This window comes from Embleya sp. NPDC001921, from assembly GCF_053594475.1.
Map to the genome: position 1 here is coordinate 128620 of NZ_JBSFEO010000002.1, position 24353 is coordinate 152972.

Below are 24353 nucleotides of genomic sequence, written 5' to 3' on the forward strand. Positions count from 1 at the left end.
CGTCCTGCGCGCGGCCTCCCCCGCCCGGGGGAGACCGTCCCCACGGTTGGGGGATCCGGCGCCGGGCTCCCGAATCGCAGTCTTGAGGCACCGCGGCAACCGGGCGGTGACCACTCCGAGACGGCAGAGGGAGCACGGCAGATGATCCGCATCTCCAACCTGACGAAGCGTTACGGCGACGTTCTCGCGGTCGACGACCTCGACTTCCAGGTCGCCGCGGGCACGGTGACCGGCTTCCTCGGGCCCAACGGCGCGGGCAAGTCCAGCACCCTGCGGATGGTGCTGGGCCTGGACCGGCCCACCTCCGGATGCGCCACCGTCGGCGGCCGGGCCTACGGCGAGCTGCGCGAGCCGCTGCGCCATGTCGGGGCGCTGCTCGACGCGGGAGCGGTGCACCGACGCCGCCGGGGCCGCGACCACCTGCTCTACCTCGCGCGGTCCAACCGCATACCGGACTCCCGGGTGGACGAGGTGCTGGACCGGGTCGGCCTGACCGACGCGGCCCGGCGCCGCGCCGGCACCTACTCGCTCGGGATGCGCCAGCGCCTGGGCATCGCCGCGGCGCTGTTGGGCGATCCGGGGGTGCCGATCTTCGACGAACCGGTCAACGGGCTCGATCCGGAGGGCATCCGGTGGATCCGCGACCTGATCCGGTCGCCGGCCGCCGAGGGCCGCACGGTGTTCCTCTCCAGCCACCTCATGAGCGAGATGGCACTGACCGCCGGACACCTCGTGGTGATCGCCGGCGGGCGCCTGTTGGCCGACACCTCGCTGACCGAGTTCGTCGGCGAGGGCGAGTCCTTGGAAGACGTCTAACTCCGGCTGACCGCCGGACACGAACAGTTCGTGGGAGGTGGCCGCGCATGAGCACGGCAACGACACAGGTGCGCGGCTCGTTCCCGGCGGCGCTGCACGCCGAGTGGACCAAGATCCGCACGGTGCCCGCGACCCGGTGGTTGCCGATGGTCACGGTGGCGCTGACCGTCGGCGTCGGCGCACTGGTCGACGCGTTCGTCGCCGAGGGCCAACGCCGCGAGGACGGCGCGGAGTACGACCCCTTCACCCTCGTGCACTACGGCGTCAACTTCGGCCAGATGGCTCTGGTGTCCTTCGCGGTGCTGGCCGTGGCGGGCGAGTACGGCAGCGGCACCATCCACGCCTCGCTCGCCGCGGTGCCCGACCGCCGCGTGTTCGCCGCCGCGAAGATGACCGTGATCACCGCGGTGGCGCTGGTCACGGGCATCGTCTCCAGCCTGGCCTGCACCCTGGTGGCCCGGGTGTTCCTGCCCGCCGGCGACATCTCGCTGACCACCACGGAGACCTGGCGCACGGCCTTCGGCCAGGGGGCCTACCTGGTGCTGCTGGCGGTGATCTGCGCCGGCGTCACCTTCGTGCTGCGCACGCCGATGGCCTCGATGGGCCTGCTGATACCGCTGATCCTGCTGGGCACTGCGGCGCTCACCGCGATACCCGGCGTGCGCGAGGCGGCCGGATTCCTGCCGGACCGGGCCGGGCAACGCATCATGCGGCTGCACGACTTCAACGCCTACGAACTCGACCCGTGGGCGGGCCTGGGGGTGATGGCCCTGTGGGCGATCGCCGCGGCGGCCACCGCGCTGATCGTGGTGCGCCGGCGCGACGCCTGACGCCGGGCACGATCCTCCGGTTACCCAGGGTCACTTGTGGGCATTCCAGAGCCCATGTCCAGATGGCGGCGGCGCGAGGCGGCAACGGGGGAACCCCTGCCGCCCACGCGCCGCAACACCGAACTCCTGCTGCTCGTCTTCGCGGTTCTGGTCCCCGTCTGCGCCTACGCGAACGTCGGCCTGGCCAAACACGGCTCCATCCCCCAGGACACCGCGAAGTACGGGCTCGGGCTCGGCTTCCTCGTCCTGGTCGCACACCTTCTGGTGCGCCGCTTCGCGCCGTACGCCGATCCGGTGCTGTTGCCGATCGCCGCGCTGCTCAACGGCCTCGGCCTGGTGCTGATCTACCGGCTCGATCTGGAGACGCCGAAGGTGCAGGCCGCGTCCTCGCAACTGATGTGGTCGGCCATCGGGGTGATCCTGTTCGCGGTGGTGATGATCGCCGTGCGCGACCACCGCACCCTGGGCAAGTACTCCTACCTCGCGGCCACCGTGGCGCTGTTCCTGATGATCGTCCCGGTCTTCTTCCCGGCCATCAACGGCGCGAAGGTATGGATCCGGCTCGGCCCGTTCTCGTTGCAGCCCGGCGAGTTCGCCAAGATCATCCTGGTCGTCTTCTTCGCCTCCTACCTGGCCACCACACGCGAGACGCTGATGATGATCGGGCGCCGGTTCTGCGGCGTGAACCTGCCGCGCGGGCGCGACCTGGGTCCGGTCGTCGCGGTGTGGCTGGCCTCGGTCGGCATCCTGGTGCTGGAACGCGATCTGGGCACGTCCCTGCTCTACTTCGGCGCGTTCGTGGTGATGCTCTACGTGGCGACCGCCCGGATCAGTTGGATCCTGGTCGGCCTGATCCTGATCGCCCTCGGCGCGTTCGTCGTCGGTTCCGCCGAACCCCACGTGCACCTGCGCGTGCAGAATTGGCTGGAGCCGTTCGCGAGCATCCACGCGGGCCTGGGGGCGGGCCAACTCGCCCAGTCGCTGTTCTGTTTCGCGGCCGGCGGCCTGCTCGGCGCCGGCCTCGGGCTGGGCCACTCGATCCTGGTCGGCTTCGCCGCCAAGAGCGACTTCATCCTCGCCACGGTCGGCGAGGAGCTCGGACTCACCGGCCTCGCCGCGCTGTTCGTGCTCTACGCGCTGCTGGTCGCGCGCGGCTTCCGAGCCGGCCTGACCGCGCCGGACCCGTTCGGCTCACTGCTCGCCTACGGGCTCTCCGCCGTCCTGGCGATCCAGGTGTTCGTGGTCGCGGGCGGGGTCACCGCGCTGATCCCGCTCACCGGCATGACCATGCCCTTCCTCGCCCAGGGCGGCTCGTCCGTGGTCACCAACTGGGCGCTGATCGCGCTGCTGATGAAGATCAGCGACCGCGGCCGCCGACCACTCGCGCCGATCGACGAACCGGCCCCGCTGCCCGAGGAGGTGCCCGCGTGATCGTCACCGCCCGACGAGCCGCCGGATTCTGCCTGCTGCTGCTCCTGGCACTGCTCGGCAACGCGACCTGGCTCCAGGCGCACAAGGCCGACGCCTACGACCACATGACGGGCAACCGCCGCCCGCAGATCGTCCGCTACCAGGAGCCGCGCGGCGACATCCTGGTCGCCGACCGGCCGATCACCGGTTCCCCGCACACGGACACGTCCTCCGACCTGGCCTACGGCCGCAGCTACACCGACGGCCCGCTCTACGCGCCGGTCACCGGCTACGCCTCCCAGCTCTACGGCACCACACTGCTCGAAGGCGTCGAGGACGACCTGCTCGCCGGCACCGATCCGCGCCTGGGCGCGTGGCCGGTGATCACCGCCGTCACCCGCAAGCGCAGCCCCGCCGGCAACGTGGCCACCACGATCCTGCCCGCCGCCCAACAGGCCGCGTTCGCCGGTCTCGCGAGCACCGGCAACAAGGGCGCCGCGGTCGCGATCGACCCCACCACCGGCGCGATCCTGGCCCTGGTCAGCACCCCCTCCTACGACCCGGGCAGGCTGGCCGTCGCGAACAAGGCGACCCGTACCGCGTGGACCGCGCTGGACACCGACCCCGACCGCCCGATGCTCAACCGGGCCCTGCGCGAGACCTATCCCCCGGGCTCCACTTTCAAGGTGGTCACCGCCGCCGCCGCGCTCGGCTCCGGCACGGTCGCCGACCCCGACGAGCCGACCGAATCACCCGACCCGTATCCCCTGCCCGAAACGGAGACTCGCCTGGGCAACGAGGCCTCCGGCTGCCGCAACGCGTCGCTGCGCCATGCCCTGTCGGTGTCCTGCAACACCGTGTTCGCCAAGCTCGGGGTCGACATGGGCGCCGAGGTGATGCGCCGTCAGGCCAAGGCGTTCGGCTTCGGCGACCCGAAGTTGCGCATCCCGGTCGCGGTCACCGAGAGCGTGTTCCCCAAGAGCCCCGACCGTCCGCAGACCGCGCTGTCCTCGATCGGCCAGTTCGACACGCGGGCCACCCCGCTGCAGATGGCGATGGTCGCCGCCGGCATCGCCAACGACGGCGACGTGATGCGGCCGTACCTGGTCGAACGACTCACCCGCAGCGACGGCAGCACCGTGCGGGCGACCCACCGCGAGACCCTGGCCCGCGCGGTCTCCCCGCCGGTCGCGCGCCAACTCCAGAAGATGATGCAGGACGTGGTCATCAACGGCACCGGCGGCAACGCCCGGATCGACGGCGCGATCGTCGGCGGCAAGACCGGCACCGCCCAGCACGGCGAACGCAACCGGGCCATGCCCTACGCGTGGTTCATCGCGTACACGAAGGCCGACGCCGACGCCAAACCCGCGGTCGCGGTCGCGGTCGTGGTCGAGGACGGCGCGGCCGACCGCGCCGACATCACCGGCGGCGGCCTCGCCGCCCCGATCGCGAAGGCGGTGATGTCCGCCGTGCTCGCGCGGTGACCCCGCCACCACAGGGCGCGAGCACCGATCGGTCAGCTCTTGCGCAGCCCGGCCAGCACCCGATCGATGACCTGCCCCACCTCGCGCCGCGCGAGCGCCGGATCCGCGGCACGCGCGGTGTACATGCTCGCCTCGGAGATCAGCGAGGCCAGCAACCGGGCCAGCGGCGGCACCGGCAGCTCGTCGATCTCGCCGTTGTCCATCGCCTGCCGCAGCCACGCCGCGAGCAGCCCGTGTCCGTGCTCGTCCACCAGCGCGTCCCACGACCCCGGCCCGAGCACCGCCGGTCCGTCCACCAGCACGATCCGCTGGAAGTCCCCGGTCGTGCACACGTCCAGGAAGGACTGGAATCCGTGTCGCAACTGATCCCACGGTTCGCTGGGGTGGTCCTGGGCATGACGCATCTCGTGGGCGACCAGCGTCTGGGCCGCGTCCGCCGCGACGGTCTCCATCACCGCGCGGAACAGGTCGGCCTTGTCCTTGAAGTGGTGGTACAGCGCGCCCCGGGTGACCCGGGCCCTGGCCACGATCTCCTCGGTGCCGGTCTGCGCGTATCCCTGGGTCGCGAACAGCTCACGCGCCGCGGCCAACAGGGCCGCGCGGGTGTCCGCGACATGTTGTGCCCGACGCGTGACCGCCATACAACCCCCACGTGACGTACAGCCTGTATGTTGAAGATGTTGTCATCATCGGGCACACCCGGGCAACGACGCCACGCCGAGTCGAGTTTCAGCGGACGCCGACGCCCCCGGGTTCGGGGATAGAGAGGACGCGACGGTCATGGGCCTGCCGCTGAACCTGGCTGTGAAAATCGGCACTCACCTGGTCAAGCAGAAGATCAAGCGGGTCGACAAGTTCGCGATGATCGTGGAGGTCGAGCCGCTGTTCGCCTGCAACCTCAAGTGCGGCGGCTGCGGCAAGATCCAGCAACCGCACGACGTGCTGCGCAAGCGCATGTCGGTCGAGCAGGCCGTCGCGGCCGTCGAGGAGTGCGGCGCGCCGATGGTGTCGCTGGCCGGCGGCGAGCCGCTGATGCACAAGCAGATCGACCGGATCGTCGAGGAACTGCTCAAGCGCAAGAAGTTCGTGATCATCTGCACCAACGCCGTGCTGCTGCCCAAGCACCTGCACAAGTTCAAGCCGAACAAGAACTTCGCGTGGATGGTGCACATCGACGGCCTGCGCGAGAAGCACGACCAGGCGGTGGACAAGGAAGGCGTCTTCGACGAGGCCGTGGCCGCGGTCAAGATGGCCAAGGCCGCCGGGTTCCAGGTCTACACGAACAGCACGTTCTTCAACACGGACTCCCCCGAGAGCATCGTGGACGTGCTGAACTTCCTCAACGACGACCTCAAGGTCGACCGGATCCAGATCTCCCCGGCCTACGCCTACGAGAAGGCCCCGGTGCAGAACCGCTTCCTGGGCGTCGAGCAGACCCGGAAGCTGTTCGCCTCCGCCTTCGCCGGCGGCAACCGCAAGAAGTGGCGGCTGAACCACTCGGCGCTCTTCCTCGACTTCCTCGAGGGCAAGCGCGACTTCGAGTGCACGCCGTGGGCCATCCCGTCCTACTCGCTGCTCGGCTGGCAGCAGCCGTGCTACCTGATGGGCGACGGCTACGTGCAGAGCTACAAGGAGTTGCTCACCGACACCGAGTGGGAGAACTACGGCCGCGGCAAGGACCCGCGCTGCGACAACTGCATGGCGCACTGCGGCTACGAGCCGACCGCCGTCCTGGCCACGATGGGCTCCCTCAAGGAAAGCCTGCGCGCGGTCGTCGCGGGCTGAGCGCCGGGGTCGGCGAAGCGAACGACACCACCGCGCCGACCCCGCCGCGCTCGGTCGCGCGCGTGCTCCCACGGCCAACCGACGTCGCGTCCGCGCGCCATCAGGCCGAGCATGGTGAACATCCGGTCGCCGAACCCACCGATCTCGTGGCGGTTCGGCGTACCGGCCTCGATCGAGGTCGCGGCGTAGCCGGTGGTGTCGACCCCGAACATCGGCACCGTCGCGGGTATCGCGTCCGACACCGAGATCCCGGTCCCGCCGGAGGAGCCGCCGCCGTATCCGGGGTGGGCGAACGCCTGCATGTCGGAGATGATCACGACCCGCTCGTGCCCCCGGTAGGCCGCCCGCAGCGCCGCGACGGTGTCGCGCGGTGGGCGGACGCGGCGGCGCGCAGCGCGGCGTTGGCCGTCACCATGCGCAGGACGGCGGCAGGCACGGCCTCGTCCGGGTGGTGACGCCGATCGAGCGCGTACGCGAACAACTCGCCCGGCCACGGCTTGTCCGCCGCGGGCGCGGCGTGGACCAGGTTCGGCACGTCGGCGAACCGGTAGCGGTCCGAGAGTCGTCGAGGCGTGGTCGGGCCGTGTTCCGTTCGGCACGGCCGCGCTGCCTCGTGATGCGCGGACGGAAATCTCCGCACCGTGGAGGAGGTTGGGCGCGTCGCCGCCGCTGCCGCGCGGCGCCCGCGATTCCGCGGCTGCGCCGAGCGCTCGGGGGCGCGTCGATTGGGAAGCCCGGACACCCCTCACCGGCATCCGGGCTGCCACAACCTGATGAGTCGTCAGCGTACCGGAACCGTCGTTGACACGTGTCGCATGGGTCGCGTCCGAACCAAATCTTGACTCTTCGCGGCACGTGAGGACCGGCGTGTCGGGTAGATTCGCGCCGCTATCGGCCCACCACGGGGTCGAGGCGACTCCGCGAGGCGCCTGTTCCGCGGGGTTTGAAATGGGGGCTTGTCAGATGGTTCATCGTGTTCTTCGGCGTCTTGCCGGTCCGATTCTGCTCGCCGTGTTCGCGGCGGTGCTGACCGCCGTGCCCGCGCAGGCCGCGTCCGCGCCCGCTCAGGCACAGGTTCGCCAGGTCTCGTCCACGTCGGTGTCCACGGGGCTCACCACGACCGGCGTGCAGACGGTCGCGGACACCTCGGCTCAGACCACGTCACATCGGGCCGCCGCGCAGCAGAACCACCCGACCAAGAAGTCGAAGTCGAAGAAAAAGAAGAAGGGCTTCTTCAAGAAGGCCGGGAAGTTCATCTTCGCGATCATCGGCATCATCATCGTCGCGATCATCGTCTTCTTCGTCTGGCGGGCACTCAAGCGCCGCAACTGAGACAAGCGCTCGCGAGCGATCGGAGAACCCTCTCCCGGTCGATCCGGAACGCACCGCGCGCCCGGCCCATGTCCCTTGGGCCGGGCGCGCGGTCGTTTGCCCCCGTCGCGGCGGGATCACCGCCGCGCCGCTCAGTGATGCCATGACCCGTGCTTGTGCCACGCCCCGTAATTGTCCGGATCGCGCGTATCGGCCGACCGCCCCACGGCCGACAGGGCACCGACAACCACCGTGATCACCAGGAAAACCGCCAGAATCGTCATGCCCCAAGACTGCCCGATGCTTGCACATACATCGAGTGGCAGGACTGCCTGATTGCCGCAATATCCTGCCATCCCAGGTCGACTGCCGGCATGCTGGACGCATGTTGCGCAACGTGGTCGCGATCGTTCAGGACGGCGTCGCACCCTTCGAACTCGGGGTGTTGTGCGAGGTCTTCGGCATCGACCGGAGCGAGGAGGGCTGCCCGGTCTACGACTTCGCGGTGTGCGCGGTCACCCCCGGCCGGATCCGCACCAAGGCCGGCTACGACCTGTTCGCCGAACACGGCCTCGACCGGGTCGCGCACGCGGACCTGATCGCGATCCCCGCGGCCACCGAGCACGACGAGAACGCGCGGCCCGATCCCCGGCTCCTGGACGCGCTGCGCGCCGCCGAGGCCCGCGGCGCGTGGATCATGAGCGTGTGCACCGGCGCGTTCACGCTGGGCCGAGCCGGCCTGCTCGACGGCCGCCGCTGCACGTCGCACTGGAAGTACACCGACCGTCTCGCCCGCATGTTCCCCCGGGCCGCCGTCGAGCCGGACGTGCTCTACGTCGAGGACCGCCGGGTGATCACCAGCGCCGGCACGGCCGCCGGCATCGACGCGTGCCTGCACCTGGTCCGTCTGGAGGACGGCACCCGGGTGGCCAACGCGATCGCCCGGCGCATGGTCGTCCCGCCGCACCGCGAGGGCGGCCAGGCGCAGTACATCTCCCGGCCCCTGCCCGAGCGGTCCGGCAGCCCGCTCCAGGCCACGCTCACCTGGATGGAGCGGCGCCTGGGCCGGGACGTGACGGTCGATCAGATGGCCGAACACGCGCTGATGTCACCGCGCACCTTCGCCCGCAGGTTCCAGCAGGAGATCGGCACCACGCCCTACGAGTGGCTCACCGCGCAGCGTGTGTTGTTGGCCCAGGAACTGCTGGAGGAGACCGACCTGCCGATCGACGCCGTGGCCGAACGCTCCGGCTTCGGCAGCGCCGCGACGCTGCGCCACCACTTCCTGCGCAGGCGCGGCACCACCCCGCAGAACTACCGCCGCACCTTCTGCCCCGGAAGCGCCACCGCGTGACCGCCGCCCGCGCCCCCGTGGCGTCGGGGCGGCCGCACGGACACATCGACACCTCGACACACCACAACGCATCGACGCCTCGAGGCGTGGCAAGACACATCAAGACACATCAAGCCACATCAAGACACGTCGAAATACATCGAAGACGCAGCCAAGACGCAGCCGATACACCTCGGTGCGCGCTCCCCGGCACGGTTGTCGGTGCGGGCGCGTAACCTTCGTCCTTCGGCGGTCCGGCCCGACGCTCTCTTGCCCCTGTCGCGGTCGGGCCGTCGTCAGGTGAGCTTGGCGGCGGCGCGCAGCGCTCGCATGATCTTGAACCGGTTCGGCCCCAGCACCATCATCGGGTGCGCGTGCAGCGCGTGTATGGCGTTGCGTTCCGCTCGCACGGCCGCCGACCACTGACGGGTCAGTTCGGCGTCCAGCCGCCCGGGGTTCTCGCGCGCGAACGTCGTGACGACGTCGGCCGCGTGGTCGCGGTCCCGCTGAAGGGCAACCAGCTCAGCCGGGATTTCCGCCGGTTCATACATGCGGATCATCGTAGGTGGCAAGCCGCGCTCGACCTAGGACATGCGTGCGTCACACGTGCCGCGAATCGCGCGCCTCCCCCGCCGGCGCCTCCTCCCCGACCGGCCCCCGCTCGCCGCGACCGGCCGCGCAGTACAGCGCGACCGCGCCGCCCAGGGCCGCCGTGACGAGCAGGATGACCCGGTAGTCCACCACCGCCAACAGGCCCGCGACGCCCAGGATGGCGAACGCGGTCGGCGCGAACATCAGCGTCCCGGCGGTCGCCGCGACCCGCCCCACCAGGTGCCCCGGCGTCTCCCGCTGCAACACGGTCATCGCCGCCACGTGCACCGCGGGCAGCCCGAACCCGATCGCCACGCTCCCGGCCAACACCACGGGCAGCCACTCCACCACGCGCAGCCCCACCCCGACCGCGAACAGCGCCAGGCCCAGCACCGCGAACCCGCGCGCGCCGAGCCGCCGGATCAGCGCGCCGGCACACAGCCCGACCACCACCGACCCGGCACCCTGCGCCGTGTACAACACGCCGACGAACGCGGGCGAGCGCCCGAGCCCCTGGTCGACCACCGCGTAGATGGCGCCGCCGCTGATCCCGGACACCACCATCGCCAGGCCGCCGGAGAGCACCAGCCGGCGCAGCGGACGGTGCGCCCACAGGTGGCCCACGCCCGCCGCGGTCCGGCTCCACCACCCGCTCTCCTCGGCCTCGACCCGCACCGGCTGGTCGAAGCGCATCAGCGCGAACACGCCGGCCGCGAGCACGAACGTGCCCGCGTCCAGCAACGCCACGGTGTGCCCGCCGGCCCACGCGAACAGGCCCGCGCCCGCCAGGGGCGCGATCAGCTTCATCCCCTCGGAGGCACTGAGCCGTATGCCGTTCAGGTCGCCCAGCATGCCCGGCGCGACACCGGCGGTGAGCGCGGTCGACTCGGCCGCGTCCAGCAGCACGAAGCCGATCCCGTAGCCGCACATCACCGCGAACAGGATCCACACCTGATCGGCCGAGCGCACGGTCAGCGTCGTGGTCAACAACACCGCGAGCACCAGGTTGGTGACCAGGAGCACACGTTTGGCCGGCCATCGATCGACGACCGCGCCCAGCAACGGGCCGAGCAGGGACGGCGCGAACACCCCGAGTGCCATCAACGCGGCGACACTGTCCGAGCCGGTCAGCGTCTTGGCCCAGACTCCCGCGACGAGCGACATCGCGCTGCTGCCGAAGCCGGAGACCACCACCCCGCTCAGATACAGACTCGCGTTGCGGTCCCCGAGCACCTTTACCGCACCCCACGCCACGCGCCCACCATGCCCCTCGTCATCGATGTCGCGACTCACCTTGCTGTACTGACAGCCATGAGCAGCGACGTTACCCGATTCGTCGAAGAAGTTGAGCCGACCCGACTCAACTCCGATCTATTCGAGGGGAAAAGCCCTGATCCGGACGCCTTTCGCGTCTTCGGCGGCTGGCTCGTCGCACAGGCGCTGGCCGCCGCCGGAGCCACCGTCGACGCCGATCGTGTGCCGCACTCGCTGCACACCTCGTTCCTGCGGCCGGCCGACTCGACGCTGCCGCTGACCTATCGGGTCACCCGCACCCTCCAGGGCCGCACGCTCAGCCATCGGCTGGTCGACGTGCTCCAGGCGGACAAGGTGGTCGTACACCTGGTCGCGTCCTTCCGGGTGACCCGACCCGAGACGCCGTTCGAGCACGCCCCGAGCGCGCCCGCCGCGCCCGACCCGAACACGCTGCCCACCCTCGCGCAACGGCTGGCGGCGCTGAACGGCCCGCTGCGCCGGCCCGGGCTGGTCCGCTACAACCCGGTGGATCTGCGCTTCGTCGAGCCGCCGAGCTGGGCCGACGAGACGTGCGCCGCCCGCCCGCCGTCCAACGCGCTGTGGTGTCGCGTCGAGGCCGATCTGCCGGAGCGCGCGCTGCTGCACGCGTGCGCGATCGCGTACGCGACCGACCTGAGCATCCTGGACACGCTGGTGCTGCCGCACGCGCGGGCCCTGGGCCGGCGCTGGATCCCTCGGGCCAGCCTGGACCACTCGATCCGCTTCCATCGCCCGTTCCGCGCGGACCGCTGGTGGTTGTACGACCAGGAGGGCACCACGCTGCACGCCGCGCACGGCACGGTGCACGGCCGGCTCTTCGACGCGTCCGGCGCGCTGTTTGCGACGGTGAGCCAGGAGGCACTGTTCGGCGAGCCGGTCGAACACCGGCCGTAGCGCCGCCGAGGGCCGGTGGCGCCAGCCGAGGGAGTGCACATGGTGCAGGTCGGAAAGGTCTCGCTGAACGTCGACGACCAGGACGCGGCGAAGCGCTTCTGGGTCGACAAGATGGGCTTCGAGGAGGTCATGGACACGCCGATGGGCGAAGCCGGCAGCCCGCGCTGGATCGAGGTCCGCGCCCCGGGAGACAACATCACGCTGATCCTGTTCAGCCACCGCTTCGACATGGAGAAGGTCGGCTCGCTCAACAACGTGTTGTTCACCTGCGACGACATCCAGCGCACGTACCGCGAACTGGTGGCCAAGGGCATCGACTTCCCGGACAAGCCCGCCCAGCAGGAATGGGGCTGGTGGGCCACCTTCCGCGACAACGAGGGCAACTTCTACGGATTGACCCAGCGCAACCCCTGACCCGCCCGCGCCCACGCCGCCGCCCCGGCCCGTTCGCGGGCCGGTGAGGCGCCGGCTGTGATCTTGCCCGCTTGCGGTCCTCGCGGGCGCCGTGCCCCTCGATTCCTGTACGGGGTTGGGATATCCCAGGGTGTCATGGCGGACAAGGTGCTTCTCGACTACGACGGCCCGATCGCGACGATCACCAACAACAACCCGGACAAGCACAACGCGTTCGACGACGACATGGACCAGTTGTTGTGGCAGATCCTCGGCGAGCTGCGGCAGCGGCCCGAGGTGCGCGCGGTGATCTGGCGCGCGGTGGGCAAGTCCTTCTCGTCCGGTCGGGACGTGTCCTCGATCGGCGGGCACCGGGTGGAGTTGACGCACCATGAGCTGATGACCCGCGGGCATCGCGGCGTACAGCAGCTCTTCGAGTTGCCCGCGCCGGTCCTGGTGGCCTGTCAGGGCTGGTCGATCGGCGCGTCCTTCCAGCGGGCGCTGCTGTGCGACATCCGGGTGGCCGCCGAGGGTGCCCGGTTCATGCTGCCGGAGACCACCCACGGGGTGATCCCGGACACCGGCGGCGTGGGTCGGCTGTTCCAGATCTGCGGCCCGGGGGTGACCGCCGACCTGGTGCTCACCGGCCGCCCGATGGACGCCGCCGAGGCGTACGGGCACGGCATCGTCTCGCGTGTGGTGCCCGCCGACGAACTGGACGCCACGGTGCGTGAGATGGCCGAACGGATCGCCGCCGCGCCGGCGGTGACCATCAAGATGGCCCGACGCGTACTCGGCCACCTCGCCGAACCCGCCGTGCGCACCTCGATGGCCGAGGAACTGATCGCGCAGACCTTCGTCAACAAGTCGGACGACTACGCCGAGTTCCGCGCCGCCCGCGCCGAACGCCGGCCCGCCCACTACACCGGGAGCTGAACCCCCATGACCGAGGCATCCGACGGCATCATCGGCCTGCCCGAACCACCCGCCCTCGGCGCCGCCGCGCTGCCGGCCGGCACCTACACGGGCCGCACGGTGTTCGTCACCGGCGGCGGCACGGGCCTGGGCAAGGCGATCGCGATCGAGTTCGCCCGGCTGGGTGCCGACCTGGTGGTGGCCAGCCGCAAGGAGGACCACCTCGAGGCCGCCCGCGAGGCGCTGGCCGAGACCGGCGCCCGGGTGCGCACGGTGGCCTGCGACATCCGCGAGCCCGCCGACATCGCGGCGGCGTTCGACGCGGCCGTCGACACCTTCGGCCTGCCGGACGTCCTGATCAACAACGCGGCGGCCAACTTCCCGGTCCCGGCCGAGGAGATGTCGCCCAACGCGTGGCGCACCGTCGTGGACATCACGCTCAACGGCACCTACTTCTGCGCCCGCGAGTTCGCCCGCCGGCATCTGGCGGCCGGCACGCCCGGTTCGATCGTCAACATCGGCGCCTCCTACGCCTGGACCGGCGGCCCCGGCTTCGCGCACAGCGCCGCCGCCAAGGCGGGCGTCAAGAACATGGTCGAGACCCTCGCCGTCGAGTGGGGCCCGTACGGGATCCAGGTCAACGGCCTGGTCCCGGGCCTGTTCCCGCACGAGGACATGACCGCCGACATCAAAGGCAATCTGGCCGGCACCCACGACAAGGACCCCTGCCAGCCCGCCATGCGGGTCGGCCGGCCGCGCGAGCTGGGCTGGGCCGCAACCTTCCTGGCCTCGCCCTACGCCCGCTTCGTCTCCGGCCACACCCTGGTCGTGGACGGCGCCAACTGGCAGCGGCGCGGACTGGTCAACCCGCCGGTGGTCACCGTGCGGCAGCAGATGGGCAAGGGCCCGTTCGAACTGCCGTGAGCGCGACCCGGGCGCCGACGCACCGGATGGCACGACGCCGAATGGCATAAATCCGTCATATCCGCGCGGAGAAATGGACAATACGACAGTCGGGTCGATCGCGATTCCCTGGCGCGACCGGCCCGACGTCACGTCCGTGCTCGTCGCCGCCCAGTGTCTCGGAGCCCCGCATGCCCGATCGGCGTCTGCCCTTCCGCGCCCGCAGACACGGTGCGTCCGGATCGCAAGAGCCGCCCGAGCGCTCGATGGACCCGCGCGCGGCGGACACCCCCGAGCCGGCACCGGTCGAGCACAGCCTGATCGACGCGGCGATCTACGTGGCCGGCGTGCGCGTCGCCTCGCCCGCCACCCTCGCCGACACCTACCGCGAACTGCACGCCCGCCCCGGCGCCATGGCCTGGATCGGGCTCTACCGCCCGTCCGAGAGTCAACTCCTCTCCGCCGCCGAGGAGTTCGACCTGCACGCGCTGGCCATCGAGGACGCGATCGTGGCCCACCAGCGGCCCAAGCTGGAACGCTACGGCGAGACGCTGTTCGTGGTCCTGCGCGCGGCCCGCTACCTCGACGACGTCGAGGAGGTCGACTTCGGCGAGCTGCACGTCTTCCTCGGCGGCAACTTCGTGGTCACCGTCCGGCACTCCGAATCACCCGACCTGTCCGCCGTCCGCCGCTGGGCCGAGGACCGCCCCGAACTCCTGCGCCAGGGCCCGGAGGCGGTGCTGTACGCGATCCTGGACAGCGTCGTGGACGCCTACGCCCCGGTGGTCGGCGGGCTGCAGAACGACATCGACGAGATCGAGGCGGAGGCCTTCCTCGGCGCCCCGAACGTCTCCCGGCGCATCTACGAACTCTCCCGCGAGGTGATCGAGTTCCAGCGCGCCACCCGACCGCTCCTGCTCATGCTCACCGACCTGTCCACCGGCTTCGACAAGTACCACGTGGACCAGGAGCTGCGCCGCTACCTGCGCGACGTGCAGGACCACGCGACGATCGCCGTGGAGCGGGTGGCCGGTTTCCGGTCGCTGCTCGAAGGCATCATGCGGGTCAACGCGATCGTGGTGACCCAGGCCCAGAACGAGGAGATGAGACAACTCACGGCGGCCAGCAACGCGCAGAACGAGGAGGTCAAGAAGATCTCCGCGTACGCCGCCATCCTGTTCGCGCCGACCCTGATCGGCACCGTGTACGGGATGAACTTCGACGAGATGCCCGAATTGCACTGGACCCTCGGCTACCCCTTCGCGGTCGGCCTGATGGTCCTGGTCTGCGTGATCCTCTACGTCGTCTTCAAGCGCCGCAACTGGCTCTGACGACACCGGAACCGACACCGGTCACGACTCCCTCGACAAACCTGTCGCGTTCTGTCAGGTATGCGGTCCAGGATCGTTTTTGCAAGGACGCACGAACGCACGCGCACAACGCGACACGCACGAACGCGACGAGCAGGAACGCGACACACGGGCTCGCGACACGCAAGAACGCACACCGAACCACCACTGGAGGAGCACCACCATGGCGAACATCGTTCTCGTTCCCGGCTACTGGCTCGGCGCATGGGCATGGGACCGGGTCGCCGAGCCGCTGCGCGCGGCCGGACACGACGTGCTCGCGGTGACCCTGCCGGGTCTGGCGGCCGACGGCGCCGACGCCGCCGGCATCGACCTCTCCACCCAGACCGACGCCCTGGTCGCCGAGATCACCGCGCGCGAGTCGAGCGACGTGGTCCTGGTCTGCCACTCCGGCGGCGCGTTCACCGCGTACGAGGCACTGGGCCGGATCCCGGACCGGATCGCCCGGATCGTCTACGTGGACGCGGGCCCGGTGCCCGAGGGCACCTCGCTCCTGGACCTGACCGAGCCCGCGGAGCGGGCCCGGATCGAGGCCGAGGTGGCCGAACGCGGCGACGGCCGCTACACCTACCCCTGGGACCCGGCGGCCGAGCCCGCGATGCTCGACGGAATCACCCCGGCCGACCTGGAGATGCTGCGCACCCGCGCGGTGGCGCAGCCGTACGCGGTCGCGGCCAGTGCGCAGCAGGTCGGCGACGCGGCCCGGCTCAAGGTGCCCGCGCACATGATCACCTGCATGTTCCCGGCCGAGCAGGTCGAGGCGATGCTCGCCCAGGGCCACCCGTTCATGGCCGAGTTCGCCGCGGCCGAGGTCAAGAGCGTGCACGGCCTGCCGACCGGCCACTGGCCGATGTTCTCCCGCCCCGAGGAACTGGCCGCACTGCTCGCGGAGATCGCGGGCTGACCCGTACCCGCGGGGTGGGCCCAGGCCCACCCCGTGCGGGGGTGCCACCCCAGTGACCTGCACGGTCGTCGCCCGACACACTGGTGACACCACCAACGCACGGCACATCCACGGGAGGAACCCGCATGAGCACGCTCACGCCGCACAGAGGCGACCCACCGGCGACCGGTTGGCGGCTCGGTCGGGCCCTGCTGTCGGCGTGGCACGGCTTCATCCTGGTCTTCCTCTCCGTTCCCACCCTCGCGCTGTTCATCACCTGCGTGGTGTTCATGACCCTGATCCCGCTGGGCGTGGGCCTGCTGTTCTTCCTGCCGCTGATGTTGCTGCTGCGCGCCACCGCCAACCTGACCCGCACCGCGATGGGCTCGTGGTCCGGCGTCCCGATCGCGACCCCCTACCGGCGGCTGCCCCCGGGCGGGGGCGTGACCGGGCTGTGGCGGCGCACCCGGCGGACGATCGCCGAGGGGGCCACCTGGCGGGACCTGCTCTGGGCACTGCTGTACCTGCCGTCGAGCCTGCTGCTCGCGTGCTTCCCGATGATGCTGATCGTGAACGGCCTGCACGGCGTGCTGATGCCCTTCCTGTGGGAGGTGGCCTACCGGCACGTCGAGCCGCAGTGGTACACGTTCATCAAGGTGGACAGCTCGCAGCGGGCCGGCCTGTCGGTGCCGTGGGGCCTGGTGCAAATGGCCCTCGGCCTCGCCCTCGCACCGTGGTTCGCACGGGTCAACGCGCTGTGGAACCGGTCCCTGCTCGCCCCCACCAAGGAGGCCGCGCTGGCCCTGCGGGTCCAGCACCTGACCGAGAGCCGGACCGACGCCGTGGACGCCTCGGCCGCCGAGCTGCGCCGGATCGAGCGCGACCTGCACGACGGCGCGCAGGCCCGCCTGGTCGCGATGGGCATGAACCTGGGCGCCGCGGAGGCGCTGATGAACAGCGATCCTGAGGCGGCCCGGGTGCTGCTCGCCGAGACCCGCGCGGCCTCCGCCAAGGCCCTGCACGAGCTGCGCGATCTGGTCCGGGGCATCCACCCCCCGGTGCTCTCCGACCGGGGCCTGGGCGACGCGGTGCGCGCGGTGGCGCTGGAGAGTCCGCTCGACGTCGACGTCCGCGTCTCGCTGCCCGCGCGTCCCGAGCTGCCGCTCGAGTCGGCGGCCTACTTCGCGGTCACCGAGGTGCTCACCAACGCGGCCAAGCACTCCGGCGGACAACACGTCGAGATCGATCTCACCTACGCCGACGGCAAGTTGCGGATCACCGTCACCGACGACGGCGTCGGCGGGGCCGATCTGATGAAGGGCACCGGTCTGCGCGGCATCGAGCGCCGACTCGATACATTCGACGGGACGCTCGCCCTGCATTCCCCCGAGGGCGGCCCGACGACTGTGATCATGGAGCTGCCGTGCGACTTGTCCTCGCGGAAGACCTCGCCCTCCTGAGGGACGGTCTGGTCCGCCTGCTCCAGGCCCACGGTTTCGAGATCGTCGCCGCCGTGGACAACGGCCCGGAACTGCTGCGGGCACTGGTGGAGCACAAGCCGGACGTCGCGGTGGTCGACGTCCGGCTGCCGCCGACCTTCACCGACGAGGGCCTCCAGGCCGCCCTGGAGGCCCGTCGGCGCGTCCCGGGGCTGCCGATCCTGGTGTTGTCGCAGTACGTCGAGCAGTTGTACGCGCGGGAGTTGCTCGCCGACGGCACCGGCGCGGTCGGCTACCTGCTCAAGGACCGCGTGTTCAACACCGACGAGTTCGTGGACGCGGTCCGCCGGGTCGCGTCGGGAGGTACCGCGATGGACCCCGAAGTGATCTCGAAGCTGCTGGCCCGCAACGTGCGGGACAAACCGCTGGCCCAACTGACGCCACGCGAGCGCGAGGTGCTGGAGCTGATGGCGGAGGGCTGCTCGAACGCGGCCATCGCGAGCCGGCTGTTCGTCTCGGAGGGCGCGGTCAGCAAGCACACCACGAACATCTTCGCGAAGTTGTCGATCGACACGTCGGACGAGACGAATCGGCGCGTGCTCGCGGTGCTGGCCTACCTCAACGGGGGCGGCTGAACGTCCGACGGGCCGCCTTCGCGCCGGCGTGATCCAAGACGGCGACCGGACCCGGCCACGGACGACCGGGACGACTGTGTGAGATCGCTCTCACCAAGCGCGGCCGCACGGCGCATCCGGGCGGATGCTCACGAACCGGTGGTCAAGCGCAACAGCCGGTCCCGTTCCTCCTCGACGATGCGTTGGGCGCGCAGTACGACGGCCTCGGGCACGCCGTCCGGCAGTTCGCCCGAATCGCGGAATCGGCGGAGATCGCGTGGACGAACGCCGGTGATGTCGTAGGCCTTCAACGCGGCGAGCGACACGGCGTAGTCGTCGAGTGTGCGAGGCATGGTCTCCTTCTCGCGCGCTGGGAGGTCCGATGCGGGCACCTCGGGCGAGCCGGCGTCGGCCGGATCAGGGCTGCTGTCGTACACGCTGCCCCCGTCTGATGTTGTCAACGTCATTGCGGCGGTGCGGGTTCCCGGTACCAATCTTCCGGACGGGAAGGCGCGGGTCGCTCCCCCGTACGGATGAACTTCGCGACGTCTGCGGCAGGAGGCGCAGCGAGCGCGTACTCCCCTCGCCGCAGTACGCGGGTCATGCGCACTCGACGAGGGCTGATCACCACACGGTGTTCGAGGAAGCACAGATTGTCATGGCGGAGGGCGGAAAGCCAAGCATCTTTTGCTATCGGTTCGAATCCGACCCTCCTCGCACGGTTCCCCGCCCGCGCCCGGGGAACAAGCGCACGCGATGATACGTTCGGGCAGGAAAGTGTTTTGCCCCCGAATTGCCCGTTGAGCAAGGAGCGTGCGTGTCCGCCCAAGAGACGGACCCCCCTAGTACCGGTCCCTCCCGAGACTGTGATCGAAGCCGCGACGTCCGGGAGGCGGTCTCATGACCGCGGCTCTTGGCATAGCCGCGATCGTCGTCCTGACCCTCGGCACCGGTTTCTTCGTGGCCCAGGAGTTCGCCTACGTCGCGGCCGACCGCAGTCTGCTGCGCCGCCGTGCCGAATCCGGCGACAAGGCGGCGGCCCGGGCGATGACCGTGATGGGGCGGCTCTCGTTCATGCTGTCCGGTGCCCAGCTCGGCATCACCGTGACGGCCCTGTTGGTCGGCTTCATCGCCGAACCCGCGCTCGCGGCGGTGATCTCCCCCCTCCTGGACCTGATCGCCGTCCCCGGCGGCGCGGTCCCGTTGATCTCCCTGATGCTCGGCTTCGCGGTGGCCACCGCGATCCAGATGGTGCTGGGCGAGCTGGTCCCCAAGAACTGGGGCATCGCCGAACCCGAGCGGGTGGCGATCCTGCTCGGCCGACCCACGCTGATCTACCTGAAGGTCGCCGGGCCGCTGATCCGCCTGTTCGACACGCTGGCCAACCGCATCGTGCGCGCGATCGGCATCGAACCGGTCGAGGAACTGCACGGCGGAGCCACCACCGAGGAGCTCGCGCACATCGTCGACGAGGCCGGCCGCGACGGTGACCTCGACCCCGGCCTGTCCGGGATCCTGCGCCGCGCGATCGCGTTCGGCGACCTGACCGTGGACCAGGTGATGGTGCCGCGACCGGACGTGGTCCGGGTGCGCGCCGAGACCACCGCCGCCGAGCTGATCGAGCTGGTCGCCGAGTGCGGCCACTCGCACTATCCGGTGGTCGGCGAGCGGGTGGACGACGTACTGGGCGTGGTCGGGGTGGCCTGCCTCCTGGAGGTCGCGCCCGAGGACGCCGCGCACGTGAGCGCCGGATCCATCGCGCGCCCGGCGCTGCTGGTCCCGGACACCGCCGGGCTGGCCTCGCTGCTCGAACAGCTCCGGGCCGCGCACGAGGAGTTCGCGGTGGTGCTGGACGAGCACGGCGGCCTGGCCGGGATCGTCACCTACGAGGACGTGGCCGAGGAACTGGTCGGCGAGATCGCCGACGAGAGCGACCACGAGGACCCCGTCGACACCGAGCCCGAGGACGGCTGGTGGCGGCTGGACGCGGGGCTGCGCGTGGACGAGACCGAGCGGATCGTCGGCGCCGAGCTGCCGGACGGCCCGTACGACACGCTGGGTGGTCTGGTCATCGCGCACCTGGGCCGGCTGCCCGAGGTGGGCGACCGGATCAGGGTGCCCGACCCCGACGAGGTACGCGCCGGGCGCCCGGCCGACGAGGACGACGAACCGATCCGCTACACCGAGATCGAGGTGCTCGAGGTCGAACGGCACGTGCCGGCGCTGGTCCGGATCCGCGTGCTGACCTCCGCGCCCTCGTTCCCCCGAAACACGTCCGAGTGGAGTGCCGAACGGCGCTCCGGTCGCAACACCGAGGTGACCGCATGACCCCGACCCTGGCCTCTGGTGGCGGCCTGGGCTCGCTGGAGCTGGGCCTGTTGCCGGCACTGGCCATCACGACCGCCCTGCTGGTGGGCAACGCGTTCTTCGTCGCCGCCGAGTTCGCGATGGTGGCCGCGCGCCGGCACCGCCTGGAGGCACTGGTCGCCGAGCGCAAGCGCGGCGCCAAGTCGGCCCTGGCCGGCGTGCGCGAGCTGTCGCTGATGCTGGCGGGCGCCCAACTCGGCATCACGATGTGCTCGCTGGGCCTGGGCATCGTCTCCGAGCCCGCGATCGCGACCATGCTCGACCCGCTCTTCGACGCGGTCGGCATGCCGGCCGCGGCGGGGCACGCGGTGGCGTTCGCGATCGCGCTGGTGGTCGTGGTGATCCTGCACATGGTGCTGGGCGAGATGGCGCCCAAGTCGTGGGCGATCGCCGGCCCCGAGAAGGTCGCGCTCGTACTCGCGCCGTCCTTCCGCGGCTACACCCGGGTGGTGCGGCCGTTGCTGCTGGCGATGAACGGGGTCAGCAACGCGATCCTGCGCCTGGCCCGGATCGACCCCAAGGACGAGTTGTCCCATCCCAAGGACGCCGAGGGGCTGCGCCGGCTGGTCGGCGAGTCCCGCCGACTCGGCCTGATCGACAGTTCGTCGCACGACGTGCTGTCGGGCACGCTGCGCACGCACACCGAGCCGCTGGCCCGACTGGTCGTGCCGACCGCCGAGATCGACTCGGTGCCGGCCGGCGCGGGACCCGACGAGATCGTCGCGATGTCGCGTCGCAACGGCCGCAACCGGCTGCTGGTGCGCGGCGAGGACGGCACGCTGTTCGGCGTCGTGCACATCCGCAAGGTGCTCACGTCGCGCACCCAGACCTCCGGCAACACCGCCGGCGAGCTGGCCACGTCGGTGCTCACGCTCGGCGTGGACACCCCGATCCAGCGCGCGGTGGCCGCCCTCCAGGAACGCCGCGCGTCGCTGGCCCTGGTACACGCCGCCGACGGCACGCTCCTGGGCCTGGTCGGCCTCGACGACCTCCTCGGCAGCGTCCTGGGCGCCCGGGCGGCATAGCGCACACCCCCGAGCGGGCCTCGCCCCGACCTGTGAGGTCGGGGCGAGGCCCGCTGATCGCCCGTCCGGCGATCACTCGACGAAGGCTCGCTCACCCGCGTGTCGTCGGCAGTCTCGTCCGCCGGCCCGGATGCCGGTGAAGGGTGTCCGGGCACCCCCTCGGTGCGACCTCGATCGCTCGGCACATCCGAGGACCCGTACGGGTTGCGAGGGCACGCGGCGGCAATGCCGGCGTCCGCCCCTGCGAGCACACGACCGGCCCCACCCGCGCCCTCGGGCCTACTCGCGGACCAGGCGGAAGAAGCGGCGGACCTCCTCGACGAAGGTCTCCGGTTGTTCGAAGGCGGCGAAGTGGCCGCCGCGGTCGAGTTCGTTCCAATACCGCAGGTCGGTGAAGCGGTTCGCGGCCCAGCGGCGCGAGGAGCGGATGATCTCGTGCGGGAAGATCGAGCATCCGGTCGGGACGCCGACCTCGGACAGGTCCGGGTTGCGATAGCTCTCCCAATACAGCCGGGCCGAGGACGCGGCGGTGTCGGTGAGCCAGTACAGCGTCACGTTGTCCAGCATGTGCTCGCGCGAGAGCGCGTTCTCCGGGTGTCCGCCGCAGTCGGTCCACTCCTGGAACTTCTCCACGATCCAGGCCAGTTGGCCCACCGGGGAGTCGGCCAGGCCGTAGCCCAGGGTCTGCGGGCGGGTGGACTGGATCTTGCTGTATCCCGCCCCCCACTCGGAGTGCGAGCCCAGATCGGCGAGCGCCTGCCGCTCCTGGGGCGTCGGATCCCGCATCGCCTCCGCGTCCGGCATCGCCACCGGCATGTTCAGGTGGATGCCGAGCACGTGCTCCGGGTCCTGCCGGCCGATCGAGGCGGTGACCATCGACCCCCAGTCGCCGCCCTGCGCGCCGTAGCGCCGATACCCCAGGTCGGCCATCAGCCGGGCCCAGGCGCGGGCGATCCGGTCGATCCCCCATCCGGTCTCGGCCGGCCGGTCGCTGAAGCCGTAGCCGGGCAGCGAGGGCAGCACCACGTGGAACGCGTCGGCCGCGTCGCCGCCGTGCGCCGTCGGATCGGTCAACGGGCCGATCACGTCCAGGAATTCGATGATCGAACCGGGCCAGCCATGGGTGAGGATCAGCGGCAGCGCGTCCGGGTGCGGCGACGGCGCGTGCAGGAAGTGGATGCCCAGGCCGTCGAGTTCGGCCTTCAAGTGCGCGTGCCCGTTCAGCCGGGCCTCGGTCTTGCGCCAGTCGTAGGTGGTGCGCCAGTGCTCGGCCAACTCCCTGGTATAGGCGAGCGGCACGCCCTGGGACCAATCGGCCACCGGCTCCGCCTCGGGCCAGCGGGTACGCGCCAGGCGCTCCCGCAGGTCCGTCAGGTCGGCCTCGGGTATCTCGATCCGGAACGGCGTGATGTGCGACGGGTTGGGCATCGACCGGCAACTCCATCCGAGGCGGGGATCAGGTCATGGCGACGACTGCGGGCCACGACCGTCGTCGACGATCGGTGCGACCGGGTCGGGACTCCTGTCGTGCGTCTCCAGGTTGGTACTCAACCCGATCACCAGGGCACCGCACCAGAGTGCCGCGATCACGGAGAGCACGACTTTGGTCATCGGCGTCCAACGTGTGACCGTCCACATCAGCAGCACGCCGATCGGTGGCAGTACCACGAGCAGGAGCAGGACCGCCCGCTGCTTGGCGAACCACGGGCGTTCGTTCTCGACGTGCCGCCGACGGCGGCTGGTAGGAATCACTGGATCCGGCTCCCTGGGAACACCCTGCGGACCACCCGCGGGTGGGTCGCCTCACGTCTGCCCGGCGAATCCGGACTCAGTCCTGGCGCCCGCCGCCTCGGGCGGCCCGACGGGCGTGCTCCGTATGGGTGAAGTCCGCGTGTGAAGCGCCCGATCGGCTTTCGCCGGGACCACCGAAGCGGACAGGTTGTTGCTCTCGTCCGCACCGGATGGCACCTGATCACCGGAAGGCCCCTGATGAACCGTCACCTCCGCACCGGGGTAGGCGTCACCGCCGCGCTCCTGACCGCCTGTTCGCTCGCCGCCGGCGCGCCCGTGTCCGCGCACGAGCCCGGGCCCGGTGGCGGGCTCACCACGTTGTTCACGCCCGGTGCGGGGCCGCGGGGTCCGCTGCCGGAGCCCAGGGCCGCGACCAACGCCGAGTTGCCGCCCTGGCCGGTTCCCGAGGACAGCGCGCGGCGCGGCGCCGACGCGGGTCTGAAACTGGACAAGATGGAGGGCGCCAAGCAGCACTTCCACGTGCATCTGGACATCTTCGTCGGCCTCGACCGGGTCCTGGTGCCGCCGGACCTGGGCATCGACAAGAGGACCGGTCTGCTCGCGGATCTGCACACCCACGACGACAGCGGCGTGCTGCACGTGGAGAGCCACGACGCCGACGCCCGGTTCGTACTGGGCCAGTTGTTCGCCATGTGGAACGTGCGTTTCGACGAGACCCACCTGGGCGCGCTCACCCCCGACGCCACGCACACCTTCCGCACCTACCTGAACGGCGAGTTGGTCGGGGGCGATCCGGCCCGGATCGAGCTGCGTCCGCACGACCAGATCTCGGTGATGTACCAGGACGACAAGGTCCGGATCAAGCCGCCGGCCTCGTACGACTTCCCGCCGGGCCTTTAGGGTCGCGCGCGTTCACGACAGTATGGGTGGGGTGCCGGGACG

The 24353-nt window shown here is 70.8% G+C and carries 25 protein-coding genes and 2 pseudogenes; 18 read left to right on the top strand and 9 right to left on the bottom strand.

Annotation, left to right across the window (positions count from 1 at the left end; translation table 11 throughout):
- Window positions 1–141: 141 nt before the first annotated feature.
- The 4 genes and pseudogenes from ACWCPW_RS02305 to ACWCPW_RS02320 form a co-directional block, all read left to right on the top strand.
- Window positions 142–786, top strand: a pseudogene (locus ACWCPW_RS02305) (ABC transporter ATP-binding protein); the annotation flags it as partial.
- A 77-nt stretch (window positions 787–863) separates the two neighbouring features.
- Window positions 864–1646: an ABC transporter permease gene (locus ACWCPW_RS02310; RefSeq protein WP_449759694.1), complete on the top strand. Its 783-nt coding sequence runs from the start codon at window positions 864–866 to the stop codon at window positions 1644–1646.
- A gap of 54 nt (window positions 1647–1700) precedes the next feature.
- Window positions 1701–3077 (top strand): FtsW/RodA/SpoVE family cell cycle protein, encoded by a 1377-nt coding sequence (locus ACWCPW_RS02315; RefSeq protein ID WP_449759695.1) that lies wholly within the window; start codon window positions 1701–1703, stop codon window positions 3075–3077.
- Window positions 3074–4543 (top strand): penicillin-binding transpeptidase domain-containing protein, encoded by a 1470-nt coding sequence (locus ACWCPW_RS02320; protein ID WP_449759696.1) that lies wholly within the window; start codon window positions 3074–3076, stop codon window positions 4541–4543. The genes ACWCPW_RS02315 and ACWCPW_RS02320 overlap by 4 nt, the downstream gene beginning before the upstream one ends.
- A 32-nt stretch (window positions 4544–4575) precedes the next feature.
- On the opposite strand, the gene ACWCPW_RS02325 is transcribed toward ACWCPW_RS02320, so the two are convergent.
- On the bottom strand, window positions 4576–5184 hold the full coding sequence (locus ACWCPW_RS02325) for a TetR/AcrR family transcriptional regulator (protein WP_449759697.1): 609 nt from the start codon (window positions 5182–5184) through the stop codon (window positions 4576–4578).
- A gap of 139 nt (window positions 5185–5323) precedes the next feature.
- On the opposite strand from ACWCPW_RS02325, the gene hpnH reads away from it, so the two are divergent.
- Window positions 5324–6328, top strand: coding sequence for an adenosyl-hopene transferase HpnH (gene hpnH, locus ACWCPW_RS02330; protein ID WP_449759698.1), 1005 nt, complete (start codon window positions 5324–5326; stop codon window positions 6326–6328).
- Here hpnH and ACWCPW_RS02335 read toward each other — a convergent pair.
- Both ACWCPW_RS02335 and ACWCPW_RS02340 read right to left on the bottom strand, forming a co-directional pair.
- Complete coding sequence (locus tag ACWCPW_RS02335) at window positions 6256–6645, bottom strand: hypothetical protein (RefSeq protein WP_449759699.1); 390 nt, start codon at window positions 6643–6645, stop codon at window positions 6256–6258. The genes hpnH and ACWCPW_RS02335 overlap by 73 nt on opposite strands.
- A 68-nt stretch (window positions 6646–6713) precedes the next feature.
- Window positions 6714–6887: pseudogene (locus ACWCPW_RS02340) on the bottom strand (TROVE domain-containing protein); the annotation flags it as partial.
- Window positions 6888–7291: 404 nt separating this feature from the next.
- On the opposite strand from ACWCPW_RS02340, the gene ACWCPW_RS02345 reads away from it, so the two are divergent.
- Complete coding sequence (locus ACWCPW_RS02345) at window positions 7292–7660, top strand: hypothetical protein (RefSeq protein WP_449759700.1); 369 nt, start codon at window positions 7292–7294, stop codon at window positions 7658–7660.
- Window positions 7661–7791: 131 nt separating this feature from the next.
- Here the strand turns inward: ACWCPW_RS02345 and ACWCPW_RS02350 are convergent, their stop codons facing one another.
- Window positions 7792–7923: a hypothetical protein gene (locus tag ACWCPW_RS02350; RefSeq protein WP_449759701.1), complete on the bottom strand. Its 132-nt coding sequence runs from the start codon at window positions 7921–7923 to the stop codon at window positions 7792–7794.
- Between the two features lie 101 nt (window positions 7924–8024).
- Between ACWCPW_RS02350 and ACWCPW_RS02355 the strand changes: the two genes are divergently transcribed.
- On the top strand, window positions 8025–8993 hold the full coding sequence (locus ACWCPW_RS02355) for a helix-turn-helix domain-containing protein (protein ID WP_449759702.1): 969 nt from the start codon (window positions 8025–8027) through the stop codon (window positions 8991–8993).
- 275 nt (window positions 8994–9268) lie between these two features.
- Here ACWCPW_RS02355 and ACWCPW_RS02360 read toward each other — a convergent pair whose 3' ends face one another.
- Both ACWCPW_RS02360 and ACWCPW_RS02365 read right to left on the bottom strand, forming a co-directional pair.
- Complete coding sequence (locus tag ACWCPW_RS02360; RefSeq protein WP_158695782.1) at window positions 9269–9523, bottom strand: hypothetical protein; 255 nt, start codon at window positions 9521–9523, stop codon at window positions 9269–9271.
- A 49-nt stretch (window positions 9524–9572) separates the two neighbouring features.
- A complete protein-coding gene (locus ACWCPW_RS02365) occupies window positions 9573–10817 on the bottom strand; it encodes an MFS transporter (RefSeq protein WP_449759703.1) in 1245 nt (414 codons plus the stop codon).
- A 57-nt stretch (window positions 10818–10874) separates the two neighbouring features.
- Between ACWCPW_RS02365 and ACWCPW_RS02370 the strand changes: the two genes are divergently transcribed.
- The 8 genes from ACWCPW_RS02370 to ACWCPW_RS02405 all read left to right on the top strand — a co-directional run bounded on the left by ACWCPW_RS02370 (window position 10875) and on the right by ACWCPW_RS02405 (window position 18288).
- Window positions 10875–11750 (top strand): acyl-CoA thioesterase, encoded by an 876-nt coding sequence (locus tag ACWCPW_RS02370; protein ID WP_449759704.1) that lies wholly within the window; start codon window positions 10875–10877, stop codon window positions 11748–11750.
- A 39-nt stretch (window positions 11751–11789) separates the two neighbouring features.
- Window positions 11790–12164, top strand: coding sequence for a VOC family protein (locus ACWCPW_RS02375; RefSeq protein WP_449759705.1), 375 nt, complete (start codon window positions 11790–11792; stop codon window positions 12162–12164).
- A 135-nt stretch (window positions 12165–12299) separates the two neighbouring features.
- Window positions 12300–13079, top strand: a complete 780-nt coding sequence (locus tag ACWCPW_RS02380; protein ID WP_449759706.1) for an enoyl-CoA hydratase/isomerase family protein — start codon at window positions 12300–12302, stop codon at window positions 13077–13079.
- A gap of 6 nt (window positions 13080–13085) precedes the next feature.
- Window positions 13086–13982 carry an SDR family oxidoreductase gene (locus tag ACWCPW_RS02385; protein WP_449759707.1) on the top strand — a complete coding sequence of 299 codons (897 nt, stop codon included), beginning with the start codon at window positions 13086–13088 and terminating at the stop codon, window positions 13980–13982.
- Between the two features lie 170 nt (window positions 13983–14152).
- On the top strand, window positions 14153–15292 hold the full coding sequence (locus ACWCPW_RS02390) for a magnesium and cobalt transport protein CorA (RefSeq protein ID WP_449759708.1): 1140 nt from the start codon (window positions 14153–14155) through the stop codon (window positions 15290–15292).
- Window positions 15293–15494: 202 nt separating this feature from the next.
- On the top strand, window positions 15495–16235 hold the full coding sequence (locus ACWCPW_RS02395) for an alpha/beta fold hydrolase (protein WP_449759709.1): 741 nt from the start codon (window positions 15495–15497) through the stop codon (window positions 16233–16235).
- Between the two features lie 125 nt (window positions 16236–16360).
- On the top strand, window positions 16361–17674 hold the full coding sequence (locus ACWCPW_RS02400; RefSeq protein ID WP_449759710.1) for a sensor histidine kinase: 1314 nt from the start codon (window positions 16361–16363) through the stop codon (window positions 17672–17674).
- Window positions 17638–18288 carry a LuxR C-terminal-related transcriptional regulator gene (locus ACWCPW_RS02405; RefSeq protein WP_449759711.1) on the top strand — a complete coding sequence of 217 codons (651 nt, stop codon included), beginning with the start codon at window positions 17638–17640 and terminating at the stop codon, window positions 18286–18288. Before ACWCPW_RS02400 ends, ACWCPW_RS02405 begins: the two co-directional genes overlap by 37 nt.
- Window positions 18289–18416: 128 nt before the next feature.
- Here the strand turns inward: ACWCPW_RS02405 and ACWCPW_RS02410 are convergent, their stop codons facing one another.
- Window positions 18417–18620, bottom strand: coding sequence for a hypothetical protein (locus tag ACWCPW_RS02410; RefSeq protein ID WP_395868349.1), 204 nt, complete (start codon window positions 18618–18620; stop codon window positions 18417–18419).
- A 547-nt stretch (window positions 18621–19167) separates the two neighbouring features.
- Between ACWCPW_RS02410 and ACWCPW_RS02415 the strand changes: the two genes are divergently transcribed.
- Complete coding sequence (locus tag ACWCPW_RS02415) at window positions 19168–20595, top strand: hemolysin family protein (protein ID WP_449759712.1); 1428 nt, start codon at window positions 19168–19170, stop codon at window positions 20593–20595.
- Window positions 20592–21659, top strand: a complete 1068-nt coding sequence (locus ACWCPW_RS02420; protein WP_449759713.1) for a CNNM domain-containing protein — start codon at window positions 20592–20594, stop codon at window positions 21657–21659. Before ACWCPW_RS02415 ends, ACWCPW_RS02420 begins: the two co-directional genes overlap by 4 nt.
- A gap of 279 nt (window positions 21660–21938) precedes the next feature.
- Here ACWCPW_RS02420 and ACWCPW_RS02425 read toward each other — a convergent pair whose 3' ends face one another.
- Together ACWCPW_RS02425 and ACWCPW_RS02430 are read right to left on the bottom strand one after the other, a co-directional pair.
- Complete coding sequence (locus ACWCPW_RS02425) at window positions 21939–23087, bottom strand: epoxide hydrolase family protein (RefSeq protein ID WP_449759714.1); 1149 nt, start codon at window positions 23085–23087, stop codon at window positions 21939–21941.
- Window positions 23088–23120: 33 nt separating this feature from the next.
- Window positions 23121–23411: a hypothetical protein gene (locus ACWCPW_RS02430; protein ID WP_449759715.1), complete on the bottom strand. Its 291-nt coding sequence runs from the start codon at window positions 23409–23411 to the stop codon at window positions 23121–23123.
- Between the two features lie 237 nt (window positions 23412–23648).
- Here ACWCPW_RS02430 and ACWCPW_RS02435 point away from each other — a divergent pair, with 237 nt between their 5' ends.
- Window positions 23649–24311 carry a hypothetical protein gene (locus tag ACWCPW_RS02435; protein WP_449759716.1) on the top strand — a complete coding sequence of 221 codons (663 nt, stop codon included), beginning with the start codon at window positions 23649–23651 and terminating at the stop codon, window positions 24309–24311.
- Window positions 24312–24353: the final 42 nt, after the last annotated feature.

Excerpts from the sequence above, each read along its gene's own strand:
- ACWCPW_RS02310 (WP_449759694.1), top strand. The coding sequence starts at position 864 with ATGAGCACGGCAACGACACAGGTGCGCGGCTCGTTCCCGGCGGCGCTG.
- ACWCPW_RS02315 (WP_449759695.1), top strand. The coding sequence starts at position 1,701 with ATGTCCAGATGGCGGCGGCGCGAGGCGGCAACGGGGGAACCCCTGCCG.
- ACWCPW_RS02325 (WP_449759697.1), bottom strand. The coding sequence starts at position 5,184 with ATGGCGGTCACGCGTCGGGCACAACATGTCGCGGACACCCGCGCGGCC.
- hpnH (WP_449759698.1), top strand. The coding sequence starts at position 5,324 with ATGGGCCTGCCGCTGAACCTGGCTGTGAAAATCGGCACTCACCTGGTC.
- ACWCPW_RS02345 (WP_449759700.1), top strand. The coding sequence starts at position 7,292 with ATGGTTCATCGTGTTCTTCGGCGTCTTGCCGGTCCGATTCTGCTCGCC.
- ACWCPW_RS02350 (WP_449759701.1), bottom strand. The coding sequence starts at position 7,923 with ATGACGATTCTGGCGGTTTTCCTGGTGATCACGGTGGTTGTCGGTGCC.
- ACWCPW_RS02355 (WP_449759702.1), top strand. The coding sequence starts at position 8,025 with ATGTTGCGCAACGTGGTCGCGATCGTTCAGGACGGCGTCGCACCCTTC.
- ACWCPW_RS02360 (WP_158695782.1), bottom strand. The coding sequence starts at position 9,523 with ATGTATGAACCGGCGGAAATCCCGGCTGAGCTGGTTGCCCTTCAGCGG.
- ACWCPW_RS02370 (WP_449759704.1), top strand. The coding sequence starts at position 10,875 with ATGAGCAGCGACGTTACCCGATTCGTCGAAGAAGTTGAGCCGACCCGA.
- ACWCPW_RS02375 (WP_449759705.1), top strand. The coding sequence starts at position 11,790 with ATGGTGCAGGTCGGAAAGGTCTCGCTGAACGTCGACGACCAGGACGCG.
- ACWCPW_RS02380 (WP_449759706.1), top strand. The coding sequence starts at position 12,300 with ATGGCGGACAAGGTGCTTCTCGACTACGACGGCCCGATCGCGACGATC.
- ACWCPW_RS02385 (WP_449759707.1), top strand. The coding sequence starts at position 13,086 with ATGACCGAGGCATCCGACGGCATCATCGGCCTGCCCGAACCACCCGCC.
- ACWCPW_RS02390 (WP_449759708.1), top strand. The coding sequence starts at position 14,153 with ATGCCCGATCGGCGTCTGCCCTTCCGCGCCCGCAGACACGGTGCGTCC.
- ACWCPW_RS02395 (WP_449759709.1), top strand. The coding sequence starts at position 15,495 with ATGGCGAACATCGTTCTCGTTCCCGGCTACTGGCTCGGCGCATGGGCA.
- ACWCPW_RS02400 (WP_449759710.1), top strand. The coding sequence starts at position 16,361 with ATGAGCACGCTCACGCCGCACAGAGGCGACCCACCGGCGACCGGTTGG.
- ACWCPW_RS02410 (WP_395868349.1), bottom strand. The coding sequence starts at position 18,620 with ATGCCTCGCACACTCGACGACTACGCCGTGTCGCTCGCCGCGTTGAAG.
- ACWCPW_RS02415 (WP_449759712.1), top strand. The coding sequence starts at position 19,168 with ATGACCGCGGCTCTTGGCATAGCCGCGATCGTCGTCCTGACCCTCGGC.
- ACWCPW_RS02420 (WP_449759713.1), top strand. The coding sequence starts at position 20,592 with ATGACCCCGACCCTGGCCTCTGGTGGCGGCCTGGGCTCGCTGGAGCTG.
- ACWCPW_RS02425 (WP_449759714.1), bottom strand. The coding sequence starts at position 23,087 with ATGCCCAACCCGTCGCACATCACGCCGTTCCGGATCGAGATACCCGAG.
- ACWCPW_RS02435 (WP_449759716.1), top strand. The coding sequence starts at position 23,649 with ATGAACCGTCACCTCCGCACCGGGGTAGGCGTCACCGCCGCGCTCCTG.